At 44.4% G+C, this 23,153-nt stretch carries 17 protein-coding genes; 2 read left to right on the top strand and 15 right to left on the bottom strand.

Annotation, left to right across the window (positions count from 1 at the left end; translation table 11 throughout):
• Positions 1-6 precede the first annotated feature (6 nt).
• From ABFV83_RS04455 to lgt, 7 genes are all read right to left on the bottom strand, one after another.
• On the bottom strand, positions 7-1,071 hold the full coding sequence (locus tag ABFV83_RS04455) for an ABC transporter permease (protein ID WP_349947739.1): 1,065 nt from the start codon (positions 1,069-1,071) through the stop codon (positions 7-9).
• A gap of 3 nt (positions 1,072-1,074) precedes the next feature.
• Positions 1,075-2,595 carry an ABC transporter ATP-binding protein gene (locus tag ABFV83_RS04450; RefSeq protein ID WP_349947738.1) on the bottom strand — a complete coding sequence of 507 codons (1,521 nt, stop codon included), beginning with the start codon at positions 2,593-2,595 and terminating at the stop codon, positions 1,075-1,077.
• A 177-nt stretch (positions 2,596-2,772) separates the two neighbouring features.
• Positions 2,773-3,816 (bottom strand): BMP family protein, encoded by a 1,044-nt coding sequence (locus ABFV83_RS04445; RefSeq protein WP_349947737.1) that lies wholly within the window; start codon positions 3,814-3,816, stop codon positions 2,773-2,775.
• A 274-nt stretch (positions 3,817-4,090) separates the two neighbouring features.
• Positions 4,091-4,849 (bottom strand): response regulator, encoded by a 759-nt coding sequence (locus ABFV83_RS04440; RefSeq protein ID WP_349947736.1) that lies wholly within the window; start codon positions 4,847-4,849, stop codon positions 4,091-4,093.
• Positions 4,827-6,647 (bottom strand): sensor histidine kinase, encoded by a 1,821-nt coding sequence (locus ABFV83_RS04435; protein WP_349947735.1) that lies wholly within the window; start codon positions 6,645-6,647, stop codon positions 4,827-4,829. Before ABFV83_RS04435 ends, ABFV83_RS04440 begins: the two co-directional genes overlap by 23 nt.
• 246 nt (positions 6,648-6,893) lie before the next feature.
• Positions 6,894-7,046, bottom strand: coding sequence for a Spo0E family sporulation regulatory protein-aspartic acid phosphatase (locus ABFV83_RS04430; RefSeq protein WP_349947734.1), 153 nt, complete (start codon positions 7,044-7,046; stop codon positions 6,894-6,896).
• The gene (gene lgt, locus ABFV83_RS04425; RefSeq protein WP_349947733.1) at positions 7,043-7,927 is read right to left on the bottom strand and encodes a prolipoprotein diacylglyceryl transferase; all 885 of its coding nucleotides are present in this window, start codon (positions 7,925-7,927) and stop codon (positions 7,043-7,045) included. Before lgt ends, ABFV83_RS04430 begins: the two co-directional genes overlap by 4 nt.
• 205 nt (positions 7,928-8,132) lie before the next feature.
• Here lgt and ychF point away from each other — a divergent pair, with 205 nt between their 5' ends.
• Positions 8,133-9,230 carry a redox-regulated ATPase YchF gene (gene ychF / locus ABFV83_RS04420; RefSeq protein ID WP_349947732.1) on the top strand — a complete coding sequence of 366 codons (1,098 nt, stop codon included), beginning with the start codon at positions 8,133-8,135 and terminating at the stop codon, positions 9,228-9,230.
• A 271-nt stretch (positions 9,231-9,501) separates the two neighbouring features.
• Positions 9,502-10,188, top strand: a complete 687-nt coding sequence (locus tag ABFV83_RS04415; RefSeq protein WP_349947731.1) for a formate/nitrite transporter family protein — start codon at positions 9,502-9,504, stop codon at positions 10,186-10,188.
• A 715-nt stretch (positions 10,189-10,903) separates the two neighbouring features.
• Here ABFV83_RS04415 and ABFV83_RS04410 read toward each other — a convergent pair.
• The 8 genes from ABFV83_RS04410 to ABFV83_RS04375 all read right to left on the bottom strand — a co-directional run bounded on the left by ABFV83_RS04410 (position 10,904) and on the right by ABFV83_RS04375 (position 23,150).
• The gene (locus ABFV83_RS04410) at positions 10,904-12,424 is read right to left on the bottom strand and encodes a hypothetical protein (RefSeq protein ID WP_349947730.1); all 1,521 of its coding nucleotides are present in this window, start codon (positions 12,422-12,424) and stop codon (positions 10,904-10,906) included.
• Between the two features lie 69 nt (positions 12,425-12,493).
• Positions 12,494-12,802, bottom strand: a complete 309-nt coding sequence (locus tag ABFV83_RS04405; RefSeq protein WP_349947729.1) for a hypothetical protein — start codon at positions 12,800-12,802, stop codon at positions 12,494-12,496.
• Between the two features lie 444 nt (positions 12,803-13,246).
• Positions 13,247-14,734, bottom strand: coding sequence for a glutamate synthase subunit beta (locus ABFV83_RS04400; RefSeq protein ID WP_349947728.1), 1,488 nt, complete (start codon positions 14,732-14,734; stop codon positions 13,247-13,249).
• Between the two features lie 12 nt (positions 14,735-14,746).
• On the bottom strand, positions 14,747-19,306 hold the full coding sequence (gene gltB, locus ABFV83_RS04395) for a glutamate synthase large subunit (RefSeq protein WP_349947727.1): 4,560 nt from the start codon (positions 19,304-19,306) through the stop codon (positions 14,747-14,749).
• 445 nt (positions 19,307-19,751) lie between these two features.
• The gene (locus ABFV83_RS04390; RefSeq protein WP_025233660.1) at positions 19,752-20,018 is read right to left on the bottom strand and encodes an HPr family phosphocarrier protein; all 267 of its coding nucleotides are present in this window, start codon (positions 20,016-20,018) and stop codon (positions 19,752-19,754) included.
• A 120-nt stretch (positions 20,019-20,138) separates the two neighbouring features.
• Positions 20,139-20,774, bottom strand: coding sequence for an epoxyqueuosine reductase QueH (locus tag ABFV83_RS04385; protein ID WP_349947726.1), 636 nt, complete (start codon positions 20,772-20,774; stop codon positions 20,139-20,141).
• Positions 20,775-20,949: 175 nt separating this feature from the next.
• Positions 20,950-22,092, bottom strand: a complete 1,143-nt coding sequence (gene rpoD, locus ABFV83_RS04380; protein WP_349947725.1) for an RNA polymerase sigma factor RpoD — start codon at positions 22,090-22,092, stop codon at positions 20,950-20,952.
• 104 nt (positions 22,093-22,196) lie between these two features.
• On the bottom strand, positions 22,197-23,150 hold the full coding sequence (locus ABFV83_RS04375; protein ID WP_349947724.1) for a YegS/Rv2252/BmrU family lipid kinase: 954 nt from the start codon (positions 23,148-23,150) through the stop codon (positions 22,197-22,199).
• Between the last annotated feature and the right edge of the window lie 3 nt (positions 23,151-23,153).

Genomic DNA, 23,153 nt, shown 5'->3' with positions numbered 1-23,153 from the left:
CCTGTTTCACGCTCCTTTCTGAAGTCTGCGCTTCTCTCTCCTGTTTTCCAGATAATGCCGGAAGAAATAGGATATGATAACGAACAGCATGACGAATCCCTGCATCAGATCAACAATGCTTGCAGGAACATTGACTCCCGGCATACGCCCCATTAAATTTCCCATGACTCCCAGAGCGCCGAACAGAATGGAAGCAAATATAATTCCAATGGGATTGGCATTTGCCAGTATTGCAATACCCAGACCGGCGGAGCCGACCCCGCTGTTAAAGTCCTGGATCAGCATATGCTGAACACCGTTTACTTCCGTAAATCCGGCAGCGCCTGCCAGAGCGCCGCTGATAAAAAATGCGGTCACAAAGATTTTGTTTGAAGCAATTCCTGACATCCTGGCTGCAGAAGCATTGCTTCCCACTGCCCGGATCCTGTATCCCAGAGGTGTTTTATAAAGCAGAATCCAGATACCAACGGCAGACAGAACCGCCAGCACAAATCCGATATGCAGCCTGGTCCCTTTTACCATAACAGGAAGCCATGCCGCCCTTGTTAAAGCGTCTGTCTGGGGATACTCTCCCTTGGATTCTTTTAAAAATGTACGCAGCAGATAATTCATGACAGCCAGAGCAACATAGGTGGACATCATGCTGACCAGGAATTCATTGGCTTTATAGCGCGCCTTTAAAAATCCGATCAAAGCGCCCATAAGCCCTCCTGAAAGTGCCGCAGTCAGGCACACAAGAATCAAAAGGACTGCTGTGGGGACCTTTCCGTCAAGCCGCAGGGACAGGGCAATAGCGGCAATGGAGCCCATATAAAACTGGCCCTGGGCGCCGATATTAAACAGATTTGCTTTAAACGTAAACGCAAAGGCCAGTGCCGTAAATATAAGGGGTGTTGCCTTTAAGAACACTTCCCCCATGGTATATTTGTCCGTAAACATGGTATGGATGGAATATACAAATACTTCGACCGGGTTGATATGCAGCAGCAAAAGCATGAGGCCGCTTAAGAGCAGGCCGGCAATGATGGCAGCAGCATTTGTCACAATCATGTCCCTGATTTTTGTATTCATGCTTTACGCCTCCTTCTCCTCTTTGTAGCCGGCCATTAAAAGACCGATTCGTTCTGTATTAAGCTGGTCATGGTCATAAATTCCCATAAAGGAGCCCTTGTAAATAACGGCAATCCTATCGCAAAGCTGGAAAATCTCCGACAATTCCGTGGATACCAGAAGAATTCCCTTTCCATTCTTTCTCTCCGCCAGAATGTTATTATGAATGTTATTGATGGCCCCCAGATCCAGTCCCCTGGTGGGCTGGTCCATGATCAGCACTTTTCCTGCGTTTCCTACTTCCCTGGCAAGGATAACCTTCTGCTGATTTCCTCCGGATAATCCCTTGATCTGGGCATCAGGTCCCGGCGCCTTGATATCAAATTCACTGATGGCTTTTTGTGTGTCATTTTGAAGTTTCTTCTTATTTAAAAAGCCGTGGGTGATCCATTTTTTATCAAAGCTTGTTTTTAGCATCATATTTTCAGCCAGGGTCATCTCTCCCACCATGGCATCCCGGTAACGGTCTACCGGAACGTATCCGATTCCCAGGTCAATGCGTTCTCTTATAGAAGTTGAGGTAATATCCGTACCATTTAAAAGCACTTTTCCCGAGGTCACAGGCAGGGCGCCGCAGACCACCTCGCACAGCTCTTCCTGCCCGTTTCCGCTCACTCCTGCCACTCCAAAGACCTCACCTTCCATAATCTGAAATGACAGATTACTTAAAAGAGGTGGTTCTCCTTTGCGCTGCACGGTGACGGAGGACAGTTCCAGACAGACCTTTTTTTCTTTTTGCTCTTCTGTCTGCTCCCGCTTTGGGGGCACCATTTCTTTCCCCATCATCAGCCTGGTCAGCTCCACCTCATTGGTCTCCTTTGCAGAAAGGTCTCCTGTAAGCCTTCCATTTCGCATAACAATGATCCTGTCCGCCACCTCCATGACCTCTTTCATCTTGTGAGTGATAAAGATAACTGAATTTCCCCTGGATGTATATTCTTTTACAAACTCCATCAGCGTCTCAGCCTCCTGGGGCGTCAGCACTGCCGTAGGCTCATCCATGATCAGCAGGCTTGTCTTTAAATAGAGGGCCTTAAGAATTTCCACCTTCTGCTGCACTCCCACTGCAAGTTCCTCCACCTTTGCATCCACAGGAATTTGAAATCCGTACTGGGCCGACAGCTCTTCTGCTTCCTTTTTGCATTTTTCGTAATCAATGACTCCGCTCACATTGCCCAAAATAATATTTTCCGTAACCGTATGGGCGGATACCAGGGAAAAATGCTGCTGGATCATGGAAATTCCCAAAGCCATGGCGTCTTTCGGGGAGGTGATCCTTTGTTCCTTTCCATCCATCAGGATCTGCCCCTCATCTGCCCGGTAAAGGCCATAGAGGATCTTCATAACCGTGCTTTTTCCTGCCCCGTTTTCTCCCAATAGTGCCAGCACCTCTCCCCTGTTTACAGAAAAAGAAATATCCTTGTTTGCCACCACCCTGGCAAAATATTTTGATACATTCTTTAATTCAAAAAATGGTGTATTCACGAAGCTCCTCCTTTTCCTACTAAGAAAAACACGCTTTGCGGTTTTTTCTTAGTTGATGCGGCATTCGCCAAATGAATATGCAAGCATATTCGTCCGGCTCATTGCCCGCGCAAACGATGAGGGCCGCGCGGTTCAAACAATCCTGTTTTTCTCCTGCGTCAGCCCTCCGGTTATGTCCTACTTCTCAAACATTGCCTGTAAATCTACCTTGCCATCCTTGAAATCCTTAATTCCCTGGTCTACCGCATCCTTTACTTCCTGGGAAATATTATCGGTATATACCGGTACAAAGATATCTTCATTAATACCTGCTTCATGAACCATATTTCCGGAAAGCCTGCCATCCATATAAAGGCCCAGAGCCCAGATATAGAAATTCTTAAAATCGAAATTTACAGAAGCTACGACGGTATTGGGATCAATGGTAGTCTGGTCACTGGAAAAACCAATAAATTTAGCGCCTTTTGCCTTAGCTGCCTCAATGCTTCCAAGGCCTACTTCGTTGGCGTATACAAACATGGTATCAGCTCCGTTATCAATCATCTGCTCTGCCATCTGTTTGCCAAGGGCTACGTCGTTCCAGCTGTTGGCATAGGCTCTTGTAGCCTTTGCACCGGTAATTCCGCGGCTTTCTGCGATCTTAACTGAATTCTTTTCATACACATCCATTAAATGCTCCATGGGCTCATTGGGGAAGCCTCCGATGGTTGCGAAGTTTCCATTTTCTGTTACATTTCCTGCAAGAATGGACGCAATATAACTGGCTTCATATTCCTTGGGGAAAATCGGGGCCACATTGTCTCCGACACATTTGGAACCGTTTACCGCACAGAACGTGGTGTTCTTATAATTGGGGGCTACTGCTGCCACCGCTTCATCAAACTGGGAACCAGCCGCCATAATGAGGTCATAGCCCCGTTCCGCATATTCACGGAAGGTTGACTCATAATCAGATGCCTGCACGTTCTCTACGTATTCCATTTTAGTGCCCAGCTTTTCATTGCAGGCTGTTAAGCCGGCATAGTTTGTGGCATTCCAGCTCTGGTCATTGATGGGCCCCGGAAGGATGAGGACAATTTTATAATCTGCCGCGCTTTTCCCTCCTGACTGATTCTTTGTTTCCGCTGCGCCATCTGTTTTCCCGCCAGTACTGCAGCCGCTGAGTACGAGTGCTGCTGCCGTTACTGCCGCCATGAGCAATGCGCCAAATTTTTTCTTCATACTAAGTTCCTCCTTTTTTGCATACGTCCGCGATAATGTCTGACACTTATCCGTTACTTGTATTATTCACAGATGTTTGTGAATTGTTTATGATAATAGATTATCATTTTCTGGCTGGCATCGCAATTCTATCAGATTACTATTTATACCAAAATATTATGTTTTTTGTTATTATGACCAAATAAAATAAAGACAGGAGAGACTTTTTAGTCATTTTCCCGTCTTTTATCAAGCAGATATTCAAAATCCGCCTACCTGTTTGATTCGGTTAAAACTATATCAAATGGTTCTGCCGCCTGTTCCGGTACTCCAGCGGTGTGATCCCATATGCTTTTTTAAAAGCACTGCTAAAATATTTCGCCTCTTTGTAACCTACCATTTCAGCCACATCTGCCACCTTATATTCCACATGGTTTAAGTATGACTTTGCCTTTTGCATCCGGTATTCGGTTACGTATTCCATAAGGTTTTTTCCTGTATGACGCTTAAAAAGCTCACACAGGTAATTGGGGGAGAGGTGAAGCTCCCCTGCCATATCTTTTAATGTAATTCTGCCTCCATAGTGAACCGCAATATACTGGATAGCTTTTAAAACCAATAAATTTCCAACCTCATTTTCCCCCTCCTGCCGGCTGCCCTGCTCTTCTTCTTTTTCAGAAGTTTCCGGAAAAAGCTCCCGTTCCACTTCTCTTAACACAGAAAGAAGCTCCCTCGGGTCCGTGGGTTTTAACAAATACCTGGTCACTCCCAGTTCAATGGCTTTCTGGGCATAGGAAAAATTGCTGTACCCGCTTAAAATGATGATGCGGATATTTAAATTTCTTTCCCGGATCTGGCGGATCAGCTCAAGACCTGATACTTCCGGCATTTTTATATCCGTAATGATCACGTCGGCTTCCAATTCATACAGGGCCTTAAGAGCCGTCCGGACGTCTTCAAATACCCCTGTCACCTGAAAGCTTTCCTGGGCATCCAGCAGCTTAAAAAGCCCTTTTCTGATTTTAGGTTCGTCATCCACGATGATCAGCTTCATGTCTATCGCTTTCTCCTTTCTTTCTTCCGGCTTCCGCCAGAGTTTCATGGTCTTTGGGAATGCGCAGGCTTACAATGGTTCCTTTTCCATAGGTGCTTTCTATGGAAACCCCGTAGGATTCTCCGTAATGGAGCCGGATACGCCGGTCCACATTCCTGACCCCGATTCCGGTATGCCCTTCCTTTTCTATATCAGGAACTTTATCTGTCAGGTGGTCAAGCTGTTCAGAGGTCATGCCGATTCCATTATCTTCAACCGAAATAAGCATTTCATCTCCAAAATCCTTTATGATAATGCGGATATTCCCTTTCCGGTTCCTCGGCTCAATTCCATGGGTGATGGCATTTTCCACAATGGGCTGCAAAATAAGCTTTGGAACCTGCTCAGCCGCCAGAGTTTCCTCTGCTTCCACAGAATATTCCAGCCGCTCTTCCAGACGGTTCTTTTGAATTTTTAAATAACAAAGCACATATCCGATTTCCTTTTCAAGAGGCACAAAGGCATTTTCATCTTCTATGCTGTAGCGCATAAGGCCTGCCAGGGAAAGGATGATATCGCTGATATCATATTCCCCCCTGTCAATGAGCATCCAGTTGATGGAATCCAGGGTGTTATAAAGAAAATGAGGATTGATCTGTGCCTGAAGCGCCTGTACCTCCGCATTCTTCTGGGCGATTTTCTCCTGATAAACCTGCCTGATCAGGGTGTTGATCTCTTCCAACATGTAATTAAAGGATTCTGTCAGTTCCCCGATTTCATCCTTTCTCTTATTTGGAACCCGGACGGCAAAATCTCCTTTCTGTACCTGTCCCATTGCTTTTGAAAGACGCTTGATCGGACTTGCCATGGTATAAACCAGAAGAACGATGACCCCGGCAATACCAAAGGTACTCACAACTCCTACCAGCCAAATGGCTTTATATAAATCCCCTGCCTGGGGAAACAGCCCTTCAAAGGGTATGGCTGAATAGGATCTCCAGCCCGTGATCCCGTTATATTGCCCGCAGACATAATATTCCTTACCGTTCCACATCAGCGTGGAGCGCCGGATCCCCCGCTCAAACCGGTCATTAATTTCTTCCTGCCACCCATTGTTTATCTTGGGATTGCTGCAGATCACCTGTCCTTTCTGGTCTAAGATAAATAAGTACTGGTACTGAAACAGCCCCTGATTTCCTAAAAGCAGATTGCTGAACATGTCCGGATCCAACTCAATCACCATGATCCCCAGATTCTTTCCTTCCTCTCTGTCCCGAATGGCCCTGACCACGGTAACTGCCTGACGTTTTTCCCCTGGATCAGAAAAAAGCTTTGGCATAATGCCTGTCCAGACAGCCTTATTATTCCTGACGCCCACCGCATCATCATAGCTTTTGAATATTTCTCCCGAAATATCCTCAGAGCTGCCCCCATTGGTATCGACCGTTGTATACATCACCCGGGAGGCATTGATGATGGAAATATCCATTTGTTCCCCAACCGATTTGATGAGGCTTCTGCAGTAATCATCAAGATAAGTGCGGCTGACCCCTTTATCCCCATCATCCCAGCCGGGGGTGCATGCATCACGGACAAGCTGGCTGGCAACCGCATTGTCAAGGATCTCCATGATATAGCGGACCTTAACATTGATATTGATATCAATGCGGTTAATGGTATCCGACATTTCCTGCTTTTTATTCTTAACAACAATGGCCTTGCTATGGGAAAAGGAGAGACTCCCTATAATAGCCCCTTCGATCATGGCTGTTATGATAAACACCAGAGTCAATTTCATTCGGAACGACAAATGCTTCATTTCCCCACCTCCGGTCACATGTTACTGTCTTTGTAACAGTTTTCGACAATTCCTAGATAAATATTACATCCCTCTGTGAATTGTGTCAAATTGCTTTTGCTGTAATCATGTATTACACTTCTTTTACATCCATAGTGTTTTAATTATGATAATATCGTCAAAAAGGGACAAAAAAACACGGAAAGAGCTCCATCTCCTTCCGTGTTTATCTTAAACTTGCATAAAACGCATCACAGGCTTACGGTATCAATAGCCTGCGGCAATATATTGTTCAATCAATTTATCCAGTTCTACACTTCTGTGATAAATAATATCTTCTTCATCATGCTCAATGCTTTTATTTAATCTTTCCCTTGCTTCTTCAATATCATGTATTAACTCTTCTTTTGACATCATCATTTTATTACTTCTCCTTTGCTCTTTTTTCGTATCTGTCTGTGTTTGCAGAAGAGCACAAGAGTAGATATCACTACCAAAATTAATGACAGTGCCTGAGACACCGGAATGCCAGTACTAAAGAATATTAGCTGGTCCGTGCGAAGTCCTTCAATCCACACTCGTCCCAAACCATAGCCAAGCAGGTAAATAAAAAGCATCTCCCCATCAAATCTCTTACGTTTTCTGTACCAAAGCATAAATGCCAGTACAAAGAGATTCCAGACTGACTCATAAAGGAAGGTAGGATGCACCTGTATATACTCCACTCCGTCTCTTACGATCAAATGGTTCAAAAGCTCTCTTGATATCATATTCTCGTTAACCAGCGCTCTTCTGATTCTCATAGCAAACAGGCTGTCGGTATATCCGCCAAACGCCTCGCAATTAAAGAAGTTTCCCCATCTTCCTATAATTTGCCCGGTTATCAATCCAAGGCATCCAGTGTCGGCCAAGGAAAAGAAGGAAAGTTTCTTCACCCTGGCATAAACAGTTAGAGTTATGACAGCCCCTATGACACCTCCATAGATGGCCAGCCCTCCTGCCCTGAGATTTAAAATTTGAAGCAGATCATCTTTATAATTGTCCCAATCAAATATTACATAATAGATTCGGGCTCCCATAATAGAAATTATGATTGCATACAGAACAAAATCCAGATAAATATCCGGGTCCTGCCCTCTGCGTTTTGCATCCCTTGTTGCAACCCAGAGACCTGCCAATATTCCAATCCCTATGATAATCCCGTAAAATGCAATGCGGAATCCAAATATTGAGATACTGTTTTGCAAATGGTCGATTGTAATACCCAAATGAACAAAACTAATATCTGCCGTATTTGCCATTCGTCTTCTCCTTTCGATGTTTTCTTTATTTTACCCCGTGAAAACACAAAAATCAAACATATTCGCCCGACATATTCAACTATAATTCGACAAAGCTTTGATTCTTGCGTTTTTCTCTTTTATTTTTGCGGATAATATGCTATTCTATATTAGTTGCAGATAAAAATCAACCATGAATATAAACAATATTAGGAAGGTAATTGCTATGAAATTAGGTATTGTCGGATTGCCAAACGTAGGGAAAAGCACCCTGTTCAATTCTCTTACAAAGGCTGGTGCGGAATCTGCGAACTATCCTTTTTGTACCATTGATCCCAATGTAGGAGTTGTTCCCGTTCCGGATGCGCGCTTAGGCCAGCTGGCCGCCCTTTATGATTCCGCAAAAATCACCCCTGCCGTAATAGAATTTGTCGATATTGCAGGACTTGTAAAAGGAGCTTCCAAGGGGGAGGGCCTGGGCAACCAGTTTCTTTCCAACATCCGTGAAGTGGATGCCATCGTACACGTTGTCCGCTGCTTTGAGGATACCAATGTAATCCATGTGGATGGAAGCGTGGATCCGCTGCGTGATATTGAAACCATAGATTTGGAACTGATCTTTTCCGATTTGGAAATCTTAGACCGCCGTATCTCCAAGTCCACCAAGGGCGCCATGAATGATAAGTCTCTTGCAAAGGAGCTGGTAATTTTAAAGAGGATCAAAGCTCACTTAGAGGATGGAAATCTGGCTAGAAGTATGGAAATTGAGGATGAGGATGAAAGAGAATTTATTTCCACCCTTAATCTTCTCACCTTTAAGCCTGTGATCTTCGCTGCCAATGTCTGCGAGGACGATTTGGCGGATGACGGAGCTTCCAATGATTATGTGGGAAAGGTACGTAGATTCGCAGAAGAAAACAACAGTGAAGTTTTTGTGATCTGTGCGCAGATCGAACAGGAAATCGCAGAACTGGAAGAAGACGAAAAAAAGATGTTCTTAGAGGATCTGGGGCTTACAGAATCCGGTCTGGAAAAACTGATCGCAGCCAGCTATCATTTACTGGGGCTCATCAGCTACTTAACTGCCGGTCCTACAGAAACAAGAGCATGGACCATTAAGGAAGGAACCAAGGCACCACAGGCGGCCGGTAAGATCCATTCCGATTTTGAGCGGGGCTTTATCCGCGCAGAGGTTGTAAATTACCAGGATCTTCTGGATTGCAAAAGCTACAATGCGGCTAAGGAAAAAGGCCTGGTTCGCCTGGAAGGCAAGGAATACGTAGTAAAGGATGGCGATGTTGTCCTGTTCCGCTTTAATGTATAGAAATGTATTTAACCGAATCAAGTAAGGGTCGCGGAGGGTCCACCTGGTGATACGGGGCGCGCTGTGACCCATTGGTCATTGCGAATATCCGCTTGACTCGCGGCCGCTTATTGAAAGGCCGGAACATACTGGTCAGCGCCAGAAGGCGCTGGCCTTCTTTTATGTCTTTTCCCCTTATCCGTTAATCCACGGGCATTGTGACTGATAAATTGTGTCAATAAGGAGATTGATCTTGTAAACCCCTTTTCTTATGCTATAATATGACGTGGCCATGCAAAAAGGCTTTTTGCAGCCAAGGCAAAAGTTAAAAAAGAAAAGGGAGCATTCACCAATGAAAACATTTATTAACGCGATTATAGCCGGAATTGCCATCAGTATAGGCGGAGTGATTTATTTAACTCTTGAGAATCATATAGCCGGATCTTTTTTATTTTCGATCGGATTATTTACCATATATACCTTTGGATTTAATCTGTATACAGGAAAGGTATGTTATATTGTTAACGAAAAACTCTCTTATTTAAAAACAATACTTATTGTATACATAGGGAATTTTGCAGGAACGGTGGGAACCGGGATTATATTCAGACATACCAAACTGGTAAGGCTGGCAGATCATACAAGTGAACTTGTGAATATGAAACTCTCAGATACTCTGTTCAGTACTTTTATCATGGCTGTTATGTGCGGTATTATGATGTGTATTGCAGTTATTGGCTATCAAACCGTTAAAGACGGTATTGGAAAATATTTATCTTTGATCATGCCGATCATGGTATTTATTCTTTCCGGTTATGAACACAGCATAGCAGATATGTTTTATTTTACCGTGGGAAATGCCTGGAATGAAAAAGCACTCCTGTATATCCTGGTTATTTCTGCAGGAAATTTAGCAGGGGGAAGCCTCATTCCTTTAGCAAAAAAATATCTTAGCGAAGAAGCTTCCCTCCACCATTAGAAAATTCCTGTAAATTTCCCGGTTACTTATTACATCAATCAGTGTTTTATAATGTACGCCTTAGTTATTTGGGGTTCCTGATTTAAAGCAATCTGGCTATGATATATACGATAAGAACCGATATAAAAAGAGCTGTTTTGATTCTGAAGCTGGTAACGTAATTCCGGTAACACCTTTCAAAAAGTTTTTTACTCATATTTTTCTCATTCCCTCCCCATTTTCAGTAGAAAACATTTGATACCATCTACCAATACTATAATAAGGAACGCTATTTTTTTATAGGTTATAATTATCGTTAATGATACACTATTTTTTCGTTATATGAAATCTAAATGTAATTTTTTCTGATGGAATACCTGGATCCATGAAGAAATAATTACTAGGCAATGATACACCAGCGGTTTGATCTGCAGGGGATTCTGCTTAATAAGACCGCTTCAAAGTCTTTGTAGACGCCAAAAGCCGGTATAAGATGTACCATTAGTTTCCATGGGTGAGATCGTCTTTCGGTCGTCACCCTTTGTTTTCATTATGCAGCAGATTCCAGTATGTCAAAAAGGGCTGCCGGAAGACAGCCCAGAAAGTTTAATATCATGATGATTTTGTCCATAATAAATTCTATTTACGGTTTCATCTTACTAAAAAATCTGCCGACTCATTAATTGCATTTTTTTATCAAAAATGATATAGCCATATGTTCTCATATGATTTTCCATCACGTGATAGGGATAATCAATTTCTCAGCCTCAGGTTTTTCCAATGCATCAATGGGTGTGATTCCTGCAAAATCAGAAGGTATATCCAACAATGTGGAAATGCTGCCGCCAAGCCGCCTGATATACCATTTGTCCTTGTATTGTACTGCATCAAAACAGAAACAATACTTATTCCCCTCTAATTCAAAGATGGCAACGCCGCTTTCCACGTTGTCTGCACCGCAAATCTTTATCTGCTGGGCTGTGATATCCAGTCTGCCATCGGAACCATATGTCTCTGAGAGTTCCTCAGGGGGAATATACCCCAGGATTTTCATGGAACTCAAATCCAATTGATTCAACAGTTCTTTTAGTTTTGAAGAAATATTTTCATCAGAAATATCTTCATCTTCCAATAAAGTGGAATTTTTGAAATACCCTTCATTTGTAATACAAACAGCAGCATATTGCTTTACCGTATCCCGTATAATTTCTTCTTTTCTGCTTTGGATATTAAAGCCTCTTGAAAAATCATTTACAGCAGGAAGATTGAATTCCTGATGCATAAAGACATATGCATGGACATTTTCTAAGCTTGCCTGTAAATCATAATGATCCACATAGCTTTCTATGGAGAACGCACTTAGCATCTTGTCTAATTCATGAGCCTTAAAGCCTTCCAGATAGGCTTTTGCAGCTAATTGAGGGGAATCAAATCCTTCTGATTCAAAAATGATTTCCGTAGATTCCTCTGCAACAGGTACTTCTGTTCCGGACTGGAACAGGTCCTTTGAAGAATCGGTTATCAATTTCTTAAATACCTGCCCGCGTTCTTTGTCCAGCAGCGCAGTTCCTGCTGCCTCCCTATCTACATCTGCCATATTGGCTAAAAGCCCACCCAGTTCCAGATTATACCATTGGTTATCGATTTCTATTACCTCAAAGAAAAGAACGTACTTATTTTTTCCCAGTCCAATAAGGGCTGCACAGCTTTCTATATTGTCACCGCCAAATTTTTCCGCCCGCTTGACCATATTTTTTTTATTTGTCTCCGAATTATATATATCCGGGTACATTTCTGAAGGCATAAATCCCAGCAATTTCATGCTTTCTAAATCCACTGCCTTTATCTGCCCCGTCAGCTTCTTCATAAACTGTTTTGCGTCCCCTTCTTCTTTTAATTGTATGGAACTATCCGGGTTCAGCTCCAACTGGCAGAGGACTGTGTATTGGCGCAGGATGTCATCTAAATACATTTCTTCCGCAAAGGTATCTGCCATGCGTTTAAAATCACTGGACTTAAGCCCCTCCAGGTAAGCTTTAACTGCGTTCTGCGGGGAATCAAAACCGACCGGCTCCGCTGCCTGACCTGCCTTTGGAGTTTCTGGCGTCTCAGGTAATTCTGACTGTATTCCAGATACTTCCTGATGTTCTGTCTGGGGTTTAGATGTTTCCTGGGAGGAGCAGGCGGAAATACATGACAGCATCATAAAGGCTGCTATTATTGCCAAAATACGTTTACATTTTTGTGTTTTTTTCATTTCTTCACTCGGCCTTTCCTAAATATTTTATATTCATTCTTAAAAATCCATTTGGAAATATTGCTTGTTTCAAATCATATCTACTTGTCCATAGACCTTAGTACCAGATCCACCACTATCCACCTCCTTAGCCGCAGGTTTATTCTCCCTACTCTGGTTATTCCCCGCTCCAGCAACCGCACTATAATACAGTAGCGTTCCATATGCAAAATTAGTCACCCCTTCTGCTGCTACGCTCAAAAACAGCTTGGTTTCTTCCTGCCATCTATAGAATGATTTGGTTTCTATCCTCTCCGCTGTTTCTTTGCAATCCTTCTTTAACAGCCTTATCATTTCTGCATTTATTACATGCGCCTCCCAACCCGAGGCTGTATCCATTCCATTTACTTGCATGCCTAAAAGTCTTGCAGCTGCACAGTTGGAGAATCAAGTTCTTCATTCAAAAGTCAAAAAGGTCGCTTGCCTCCTCCTTATTTCCTTACAATATACTACATTTTTCGACCCATTTCCCCACCATGTAATTATTAACGGTTTATATGTAATTTTACGAAGGCAGCTTTTTCAAGAACGGTCGCAGTGAAATGAAACCTGATTTATTAATCCGAATTTTCCAGTATAAGTTTAGCGCCTTTCATGGCAGCCAATGCCACCCAAAATATCAACCGCCATGTTTTCATGCCTGCCGTTGGACAGACATTCTTAATACGTAATTATTCGAAAGGAGCAATTACGTATTAACCAAAAAAGAGGCCTTTGCCTATAGCTGATCCCTCAGCTATTATGCAAAAGCCTCATTATACTCTATTGGTCTATCCCCTCCAGCTATGCCAGATTGGAATACCCCATTAAACTGATGTCTACTTCCTTTGCCACTTCCCGGCCTTCTCTGATCGCCCAAACTACCAGGGATTGTCCCCGGCGCATATCTCCGGCTGCAAACACCTTATCCACGTTTGTCTTATATTTCCCGTTTTCAGTCTCCACATTGCTTCTGCCGTTTAATTTCACGCCAAAAGCGTCAGCAACATAAGTCTGGGCCCCCAGAAACCCTGCCGCGATTAAAACAATATCGGCTGGAACTTCTTTTTCACTGCCGGCCACTGGTTCCATGTTCATGCGGCCGGTCTTTTCATCCTTTTTAGGCTCCAGCCCCATGAGCACTGCTTTCACTACCTTGCCGGACTTATCCTTGACGAACTCCTTTACCGTAGTCTGATATACCCTGGGATCCTTGCCAAATACAGCAATGGACTCTTCCTGGCCGTAATCGGTTTTCAATACCTTCGGCCATTCAGGCCAGCTATTGTCAGCAGTTCTCTTTTCAGGGAGCCTTGGCATCATCTCAAGCTGGGTGACAGAAGCGCAGCCTTGGCGTATGGCCGTTCCCACGCAGTCGTTTCCTGTGTCGCCGCCGCCAATAACGATGACATGCCTGCCTTTTGTGGAAATATGGTTATTATCCTGTAAGTTTGAATTCAGCAGACTTTTTGTAGTGGATTTTAAGAAATCCACTGCAAAATAAATTCCCTCGGCATCTCTTCCCGGGACCTTTAAATCTCTTGGATTAGAGGCACCGCAGGCCAGAATGATGCGGTCATATTCCTTTAACAGATCTTTGGCCTTCTGGTTTTTTCCTATGTCAGCACCTGTCAGGAACGTCACTCCTTCCTGCTTCATAATCTCCACTTTCCGGTCTATGACATGCTTTTCCAGCTTCATATTTGGAATTCCATACATGAGAAGGCCGCCTATACGGTCTTCTCTTTCCAATACGGTGACGCTGTGCCCCCGCTTGTTCAACTGGTCCGCTGCAGACAAACCTGCAGGGCCGGAACCGATGACCGCTACCTTTTTACCGGTGCGGATCTTCGGCGGTACGGGGCCTGCTATGCCGCTTTCATAAGCGCGTTCAATGATTGCACGTTCATTTTCTTTAATGCTCACCGGATCTCCGTTTAATCCGCAGGTGCATGCGGCTTCACAGGGAGCCGGGCACACCCTGGCGGTGAATTCCGGAAAGCTGTTAGTTTTTTTTAGCCTGTTATAGGCCTGCTGCCATGTGCCCGTGTATACAAGCTCATTCCATTCCGGGATCAGGTTATTTAAGGGGCAGCCGGAAACCATGCCCTTTAAGATCACGCCGGACTGGCAGAAGGGGACGCCGCAATCCATGCAGCGCGCACCCTGACACTTTTGTTCTTTTTCGGAAAGAGGCAGGTGAAACTCGTTATAATTCTTGATACGAGCCTTGGGATCTGCCGTTTTTCCTGTTTTTCTGCTATATTCCAAAAATCCTGTTGGTTTTCCCATTTCTGCTCCTCCTTACTTCTTTGTGTTGGCATAAAATGCTTCAATCTGTGCCTGTTCGCTGCTTAACCCTTTTTCCTCCATCTGAACGATGGTATTCAGCATGCGTCTGTAATCATGAGGCATGATTTTCTTAAACTTAGGAAGATACTCTCCAAAGTTATCAAGGATCTCTTTTCCTTTTGCGGAATTGGTATAAGCCACATGCTCCTTGATCATATCTTTTAATTCAAGAACATCGTATTTATTGGAAACCTCTTCAAAAGAAACCATTTCCTTATTAAGCCTCTTATATAAATCTCTTTTTTCATCCAGCACATAAGCGATGCCGCCGCTCATTCCTGCCGCAAAATTTTTGCCGGTAGGCCCCAGTACCACCACGCGTCCGCCTGTCATATATTCGCAGCCATGGTCTCCTACGCCTTCCACAACAGCAGTTGCACCAGAGTTCCGGACACAGAACCGTTCGCCTGCAATCCCGCAGATAAATGCCTTTCCGCTGGTAGCGCCGTATAAGGCCACGTTTCCGATCACAATGTTATCTTCAGCCTTAAACTTCACGCCCTGAGGGGGATAAACCACCAGCTTGCCGCCGGAAAGTCCCTTTCCGAAATAATCGTTGCTGTCGCCCACCAGTTCCAGGGTAAGGCCCCTGGGAATAAATGCTCCAAAGCTCTGGCCGCCGCTGCCCGTACAATTAATGGTAAAGGTATCCTCAGCCAATCCATTCGGATACAGCCTGGTTATTTCCGAACCAAATATGGTACCCAGTGCCCGGTCCGTATTGGAGACATCGATATGAAGGCTCTTTTTCTGGCCCGCCCGGAGAGCTTCCTTTAATTTTTTAAGGAGGATCTTTTCATCCATGGTCTTTTCCAGCTCAAAATCGTAAACCTGCTTTTGACCATAGCCAGCAAGCTTCTGACCTGTATATGAATTTCCAAGTATAGCGGAAAAATCAACCTTTCCGGCTCTTTCAGAAGGAATATTATCCTTTTTCTTTAACAGATCAGTCCTGCCCACCAGCTCATCCACACTGCGAATACCAAGCTTTGCCATATATTCCCGTAATTCTTTGGCAATAAAATACATGAAGTTAATCACATACTCCGGCTTTCCTTTAAAGCGCTTCCGCAGCTCCGGATTCTGGGTAGCAATTCCCACCGGACATGTATCCAGATTACAGACCCTCATCATGACGCAGCCCATGGTCACAAGCGGAGCTGTGGCAAAGCCAAATTCTTCCGCTCCCAGGGCACAGGCAATTGCAACATCCCGTCCCGTCATCAGCTTACCGTCTGTCTCCAGAATCACCTTATCTCTCAGCCCATTCATGATCAGGGTCTGATGGGCCTCTGCCACACCAAGCTCCCAGGGAAGACCTGCATTATAAATGGAATTTCTGGGAGCCGCACCGGTCCCACCGTCAAAGGATGAAATGAGGATTACCTGGGCGCCGGCCTTTGCAACACCTGCTGCTACCGTGCCAACGCCTGCCTCAGAAACCAGTTTAACAGAAATTCTGGCATCGGTATTGGAATTTTTCAAATCATAAATCAACTGGGCCAGGTCCTCAATGGAATAAATATCATGGTGAGGTGGCGGGGAAATAAGACCTACTCCGGTGGTTGAATGCCTGGTTTTTGCAACCCATGGATATACCTTATTCCCTGGAAGCTGGCCTCCTTCTCCCGGCTTAGCACCCTGGGCCATTTTAATCTGGATTTCCCTGGCGCTGACCAGATACCTTGAGGTCACTCCAAAACGCCCGGAAGCTACCTGCTTGATGGCTGAACAGCGGTTTACACCGTCTGCCCCTACGGTCAGACGCTCCAGGCTTTCACCGCCCTCGCCGCTGTTGGATTTGCCCCGAATCCGGTTCATGGCAATCGCCAGGGTTTCATGAGCCTCCTGGGAAATGGAGCCGTAGGACATGGCTCCCGTTTTGAACCGTTTCACAATGGATTCTTCACTTTCCACTTCTTCAACAGGAATTTCCTTTGATTTGGAATAATCAAAATCCAAAAGGCTTCGTAAATTAACTGTCTGCCCTTCTTCCGTCAAGGTATGGGTATATTCTTTGAAAACCTCATAGCTTCCTGTTCTTGCCGCTTCCTGCAGAAGGTGAATGGTAAGAGGATTGTATAAATGTTCCTCCTGCCCTGCCCTCTCTTTATGGCTTCCTACGCTGTCCAGGGTCAGATCCACGTCAAGACCAAGGGGATCAAAAGCGGCTGAGTGAAGGACATCCACATCATTTGCAATGTCATCCAGGGTAATTCCACCCACTCTGCTCACTGTATCCGTGAAGTATTTATCAATCACGTTCTTTGAAATGCCGATTGCCTCAAAAATCTGGGCTCCCTGGTAGGATTGTATGGTGGAAATTCCCATTTTGGAAGCGATCTTTACAATGCCGTGAAGAACTGCTGCATTATAATCCTCCACCGCTGCGTAATAATCCTTGTCCAACATGCCGTTTTCAATAAGAGAACGGATGGATTCCTGGGCTAGGTAGGGGTTGATGGCACAAGCTCCATATCCCAGCAGGGTCGCAAAGTGGTGTACCTCTCTTGGCTCTCCGCTTTCCAGTATAAGCGCTACGGAAGTCCTCTTCTTTGTCTTGACCAGATGCTGCTGAAGGGCAGATACGGCAAGCAAGGATGGGATGGGCAAATGGTTTTCGTCAATATCCCTGTCAGACAGGATGATGATATTCGCCCCATCCCTATGGGCCCGGTCTGCTTCCAGAAACAGCCTGTCAATTGCTTTTTCCAGGGAAGTATTTTTATAGTAGGTAATGGGAATCACTTCAACCTTAAAGCCAGGCTTTTTCATGTTTTTAATTTTCAACAGGTCCGTACAGGTAAGGATGGGATTATTGACTTTTAATATCTTACAGTTTTCTGCTGTCTCTTCCAGGATGTTCCCTTCCTCGCCCACATAAACCGTGGTAGAGGTAACGATTTCTTCACGAATGGAGTCAATGGGCGGGTTGGTGACCTGGGCAAAAAGCTGTTTAAAATAGTTGAAAAGAGGCTGGTGTTTTTTGCTCAGTACTGCCAGAGGACTGTCTGCCCCCATGGCGGAAACTGCTTCCGAACCGTTTAAAGCCATGGGAAGAATCATGGTCTTATATTCCTCATAGGTATAACCATATGTCTTTTGAAGCTTTGCCCTTTCCTCTCTGCTCATGGCAGGAACCCCTTTATTGGGAATGGAAAGCTCTCTCAGTTCAATCAGATTGGAATCTAACCATTCCCCATAAGGCTGGCGGGCCGCATAATATTCTTTCAGTTCTTCATCGCTGACCAGACAGCCTTTAACTGTATCAATGAGGAGCATCTTTCCTGGACGAAGACGTTCTTTTCTCACCACATGGCTCTGTTCAATATCAATGGCACCCACCTCAGAAGCCAGGATCATCTGGTCATCATCGGTAATGTAGTATCTGGATGGACGAAGGCCATTGCGGTCCAGGACGGCTCCAACCAGGTCGCCGTCACTGAACACGATAGAAGCCGGGCCATCCCAGGGTTCCATCATGGTCGCATAGTAACGGTAAAAGTCCTTAATTTCCTGAGGCATGGATTTGTCATGCTCCCACGGTGCAGGAATTGTCACCATAACAGACAGTGGAAGATCCATTCCGCTCATCATCATAAATTCCAGTGCATTATCAAGCATGGCGGAGTCAGAACCTTCCTGATTAATAATAGGAAGGACCTTATGCATGTCATACCGGAAATACTCGGACTCCATATTTTCTTCTCTTGCCATCATCTTATCCACATTCCCGCGAATGGTATTGATCTCGCCGTTATGTACGATAAGGCGATTGGGATGAGCCCTCATCCAGCTGGGGTTTGTGTTGGTACTGAACCGGGAATGAACCACTGCAATGGCGGATTCATAATCCTTATCCTGAAGATCCGTAAAAAACTTTCTCAGTTCTTTCACAAGGAACATGCCCTTATAAACAATGGTTCTGCTGCTTAGGGAAACCACATAGGTATTGTCATTGCTCTGTTCGAAAATCCGCCTTGATACATAAAGCTTCCGGTCAAATTCCAGCCCCTTGGCAGTATCAGCCGGTTTCTTTACAAAACCCTGGGCAATGCAGGGCATACAGTCCACAGCCTTGGCACCGATCAGCTCCGGATGAATGGGAACATCCCTCCAGCCTGAAAATTCAAGCCCCTCTTTCTTTACAATGATCTCAAACATCTTTTTGGCCTGGTTTCTGGCAAGTTCATCCTGGGGAAAGAAAAACATTCCCACTCCGTATTCCCTTTCATCTCCAAGGTCAATGCCTAAAGGCTTTGTCACCTTTTTGAAAAACTTATGGGAAATCTGAAGCATGATTCCAACTCCGTCTCCTGTCTTTCCTTCCGCATCCTTACCTGCACGGTGTTCCAGATTCTCTACGATATGCAGAGCCTGATCCACCGTCTTGTGAGTCTTAATGCCCTTTATGTTGGCAACTGCTCCAATGCCGCAGTTATCATGCTCAAATCGGGGATCATATAGGCCTGGCAGCGTCTTTTTATTAGGGAATTGTAAACCTTTATCCATAATCTCTTCCTTTCCTCTTACTAGCCCATGCTTTCTGGACATAGTGGCTTGCCCGAAGGGCGTTCCTGACTTTTCCTCTGATTTTGGGTCTGAAAGTGTAACAACAAATTTTTAGTTGATAATACTACATTTTTTTATTCTTGTAAACGTATTTTATTCTGTTATTTTCAGATAATTCGACATTTCAATATTTTCAAAATTATAATCTTGCAATTACGTTTCATATTAATATTTTTTCACCTTATATCGCACAATTATGTGCCTTTTCAAGGATCCTGGTACAAACTTCTAATTTTTTGAAGCTATCACTTTCAATAGTTAAGTCTTCCTTTCATTTTCAAAGCTTCCTGGCTGTTCTCCCCGTATTACACCCTTTTTTCCATAGAAAAAGCCCCGGGAGTCTTCCCAGGGCTTATACAATATTTTTTCATAAAATAAAACTGGATTACATTTCTCCAAGGCCGCTTTCAATTGCTTCGGTCATGGTCTTCATTGCTGCTGCCTCATCTTCGCCTTCACAGATCAATTTAATCTCTGTTCCGCACTTAATTCCGGCTGCCATAACGTTTAACACGCTCTTAGCAACGATTCTCTTCTCTCCATATTCGATGATTACATCAGATTTAAATTTCATAGCTGTCTGAGACAGAACCCCTGCTGGTCTTAAATGAAGTCCGGATGGATTTACTACGGTCAGTGTTTTTGATAACATAAGATATTCTCCTTTATCCTCAATTTTTTATACTCCTTGCAGTTAATTCTATTACAATATCCAATTTGTGTCAAGACAAACCAGTATGTCTTTTACATATTTTACAAAGCAATTTCCTGTCTAAGAAATTTCAGAAAGTTTCTGCCTTTCATTCTGGGAATAGATACAGCCGCAGTAGTCCTGCCTGTATAAACCGTATTCTCCAGAAAGCTCCACAGACCGCTTATATCCGTTCTTTTTCTTGAAATCAGAGGGTAGATAAGCGACACGGTATTCCTTGGCCAGCTTCTCACCAATTTCATTGAGCTTTTCCGCGTTCTTTAAAGGGCTTATGGACAGGGTGGTGGTGAAATAATCAAAACGTCCTGCCTGCGCGACCTTTGCCGCCTCCTGGAGGCGCAGTTCATAGCATTTAAAGCACCGGGCACCGCCTTCCGGCTCCTTTTCAAGACCTCTTACAATCCGGTAAAATTCTTCCGGTTCATAAGCACCTGTTTCCAAAGTCACAGGATGACTAAAATTCATGGAATCAATAAGCCTTTTCTGCTCTTTCACCCGCATTACATACTCCTCCGGTGGATAGATATTAGGATTATAGAAATACACGGTTATTTCAAAATAGCGGGATAAATATTCCAGCACATAGCTGCTGCACGGCGCACAGCAACTGTGTAAAAGCAGCCTGGGGACTTTTCCCTGTTCCTCCAATCCTGCAATAACCTGATCCAATTCCTTCTGATAATTCCTCTGGTTCATGGTAGCTCCTTCCCTGCTGTTGAAAAGTAGACATTTGTAATCCGCGGCCCTGCTCGCTCACAGCGTCCCCGATAGTGCGGGGGAGGCCCTGCCACGCTTCACCGGGCATGAACGCAGGCCGCTGCGTCCAAACCACAAAAAGGCGTCTGCAGTAACCTGCCACGCCTCCTGTTTCTTATAGGAAATCTCTGATCCGTTTGCTTCGAACAGGATTTCTAAGCTTTCTAAGGGCCTTTGCTTCTATCTGCCTGATGCGCTCCCTGGTAACATTAAATTCTTTTCCAACTTCTTCCAAAGTACGGGGATGGCCATCCTCTAATCCAAATCTGAGTACGATCACCTGGCGCTCCCTCTCCTTTAAATCTCCCAAAAGGGCATCAATGTGCTCTCTCAGCATAACGGATTCTACGTTACCTTCCGGAGTCACAACATTATTGTCAGCCACGAAATCTCCCAGGTTGGAGTCATCTTCCTCACCAATGGGTGTTTCAAGGGATGCTGGCTCTCTGGCGATCTGCATGATCTCCATAACCTTGTCCTCTGACATGTCAAGGGCTTCTGCCAGCTCTGCCACAGACGGCTCATATCCAAGCTCAAGAGTCAGCTTTCTCTGCATCTTGGACATTTTATTAATCGTTTCTACCATATGCACAGGTACGCGGATGGTTCTGGCCTGGTCTGCAAGGGCTCTGGTTACAGACTGCCGAATCCACCAGGTAGCATATGTACTTAATTTATAACCTTTGGTATAATCAAATTTTTCCACACCTTTAATAAGGCCTAAATTTCCTTCCTGAACCAAATCAAGGAAGCTCATTCCCCGCCCTGTATAACGCTTTGCAATGCTGACTACAAGACGCAGATTTGCCTCGATTAAACGCTCTTTGGCATCATCATCGCCATCTGCTTTTCTCTTAGCAAGGCGCAGTTCTTCCTCTGCATTCAAAAGTGGTACCGTGCCAATTTCCTTTAAGTACATGCGGACAGGATCTTCCGTTCCGATGCCATCCAGTAAGTCAATGGCGTCAAGATCAATATCTTCCTCATCCATATCTTTTATAAAACTGTCGTCAAGATCATCATCTATAAGCAGGTTGTCTGACATGAGCACATCATCAGTTAAAACGGAGTCGTCAATGACCGGGATCACGTCTACGCCGCGATTCTCCAGGTACGTATAAATCTGATCCATCTGCTCTGTTGTCAGTTCTTCCCCTATAAAGAAGTTATTAATCTCTGTTACGTCCAACGCATTATGCTTCGTTTTTGCAAGTTCGACAAGTTTTCCAAGCTTATCTAAAAAATTATCCTTTTCCACTTAATAACGTCCTTTCGCCAAGAGGTATACATAAAGCCCACACAACTTTTCATTATATACTACCGGAATCCATATTTCAACATATTTCTGCTAAAAAAGCAGTTTTATTGCTTTTTCGTCGATTTCCTCATAATTCGGATTCTCTTCCTTAAATTAATGATATTAACTTCCCTCCTGGTCCCGCCGAATTCCCCATCTAACACCCAGTCAATAGGCTCTTCCGATAGAATTCTCAAAGACCTTGTCCGAAATTTGTGGACGTATTCATTTGGTTCTTCCTTCAGAAACATGTAATTAATGATATTGGTCAAATCCAAAGCAGTTTTGGGCGTTCGTATTAACAGCACTTCAAACTCGCCGTCGTCAAGAGCTACATCCTGTGTCACAAGCCCTTTAAAGCCTCCAACGCTCATGGTATTGGTTATCATGCCGAAAATAAACTCCCCTTCCAGAGTCGTTTCCTCTTTCCTGCCCACGCTTTCCGGGCATAAAGACATGCTCCCGGAGCGTTCCTCACACTCGATCCGCATCTTATAGGACTTTATGGAAGCCAGGCTCTTCACACCTTCCAGCATATACGCCTGATGCCCCAGAACATTCTTCTTATCCTGGGGAGTCAAATAAGACACTTCAGTAAATGCCCCAAACGCCGCAATATACACAAAATGCCTGTCCTCACAGAAACAGCCGATATCAATGGGAAAGGGTTCCCCAAAAACCGCCGCTTCAGCCGCTTTTAACATATTTTTAGAAATCTTTAAGCTGGTAGCGAAGTCATTGGTGGAACCAGCAGGGATGTACCCCAGATCCGGAAAATCATCCAATTTCATGAGACCGCTTATGGTCTCATTCAAGGTCCCGTCTCCCCCGCTGCATACAACCAGGTCAACACTGCCTCCGTATGCTGCTGCAGCTTCCATTGCGTCACCGCTCCGCTGGGTCACATGAACCAATAATTCATAACCGGCTTTTGTAAAAATATTCAGGATATCCATCAGCTTATTCCTGATCTGAGCCTTCCCGGAACGCGGATTAAATATAAAAAGAATCTTTTTCATTAT

Source organism: Lacrimispora sp. BS-2, assembly GCF_040207125.1.
Classification (GTDB): Bacteria; Bacillota; Clostridia; order Lachnospirales; family Lachnospiraceae; genus Lacrimispora.
This window is presented reverse-complemented; position numbering and strand designations above follow the sequence as displayed.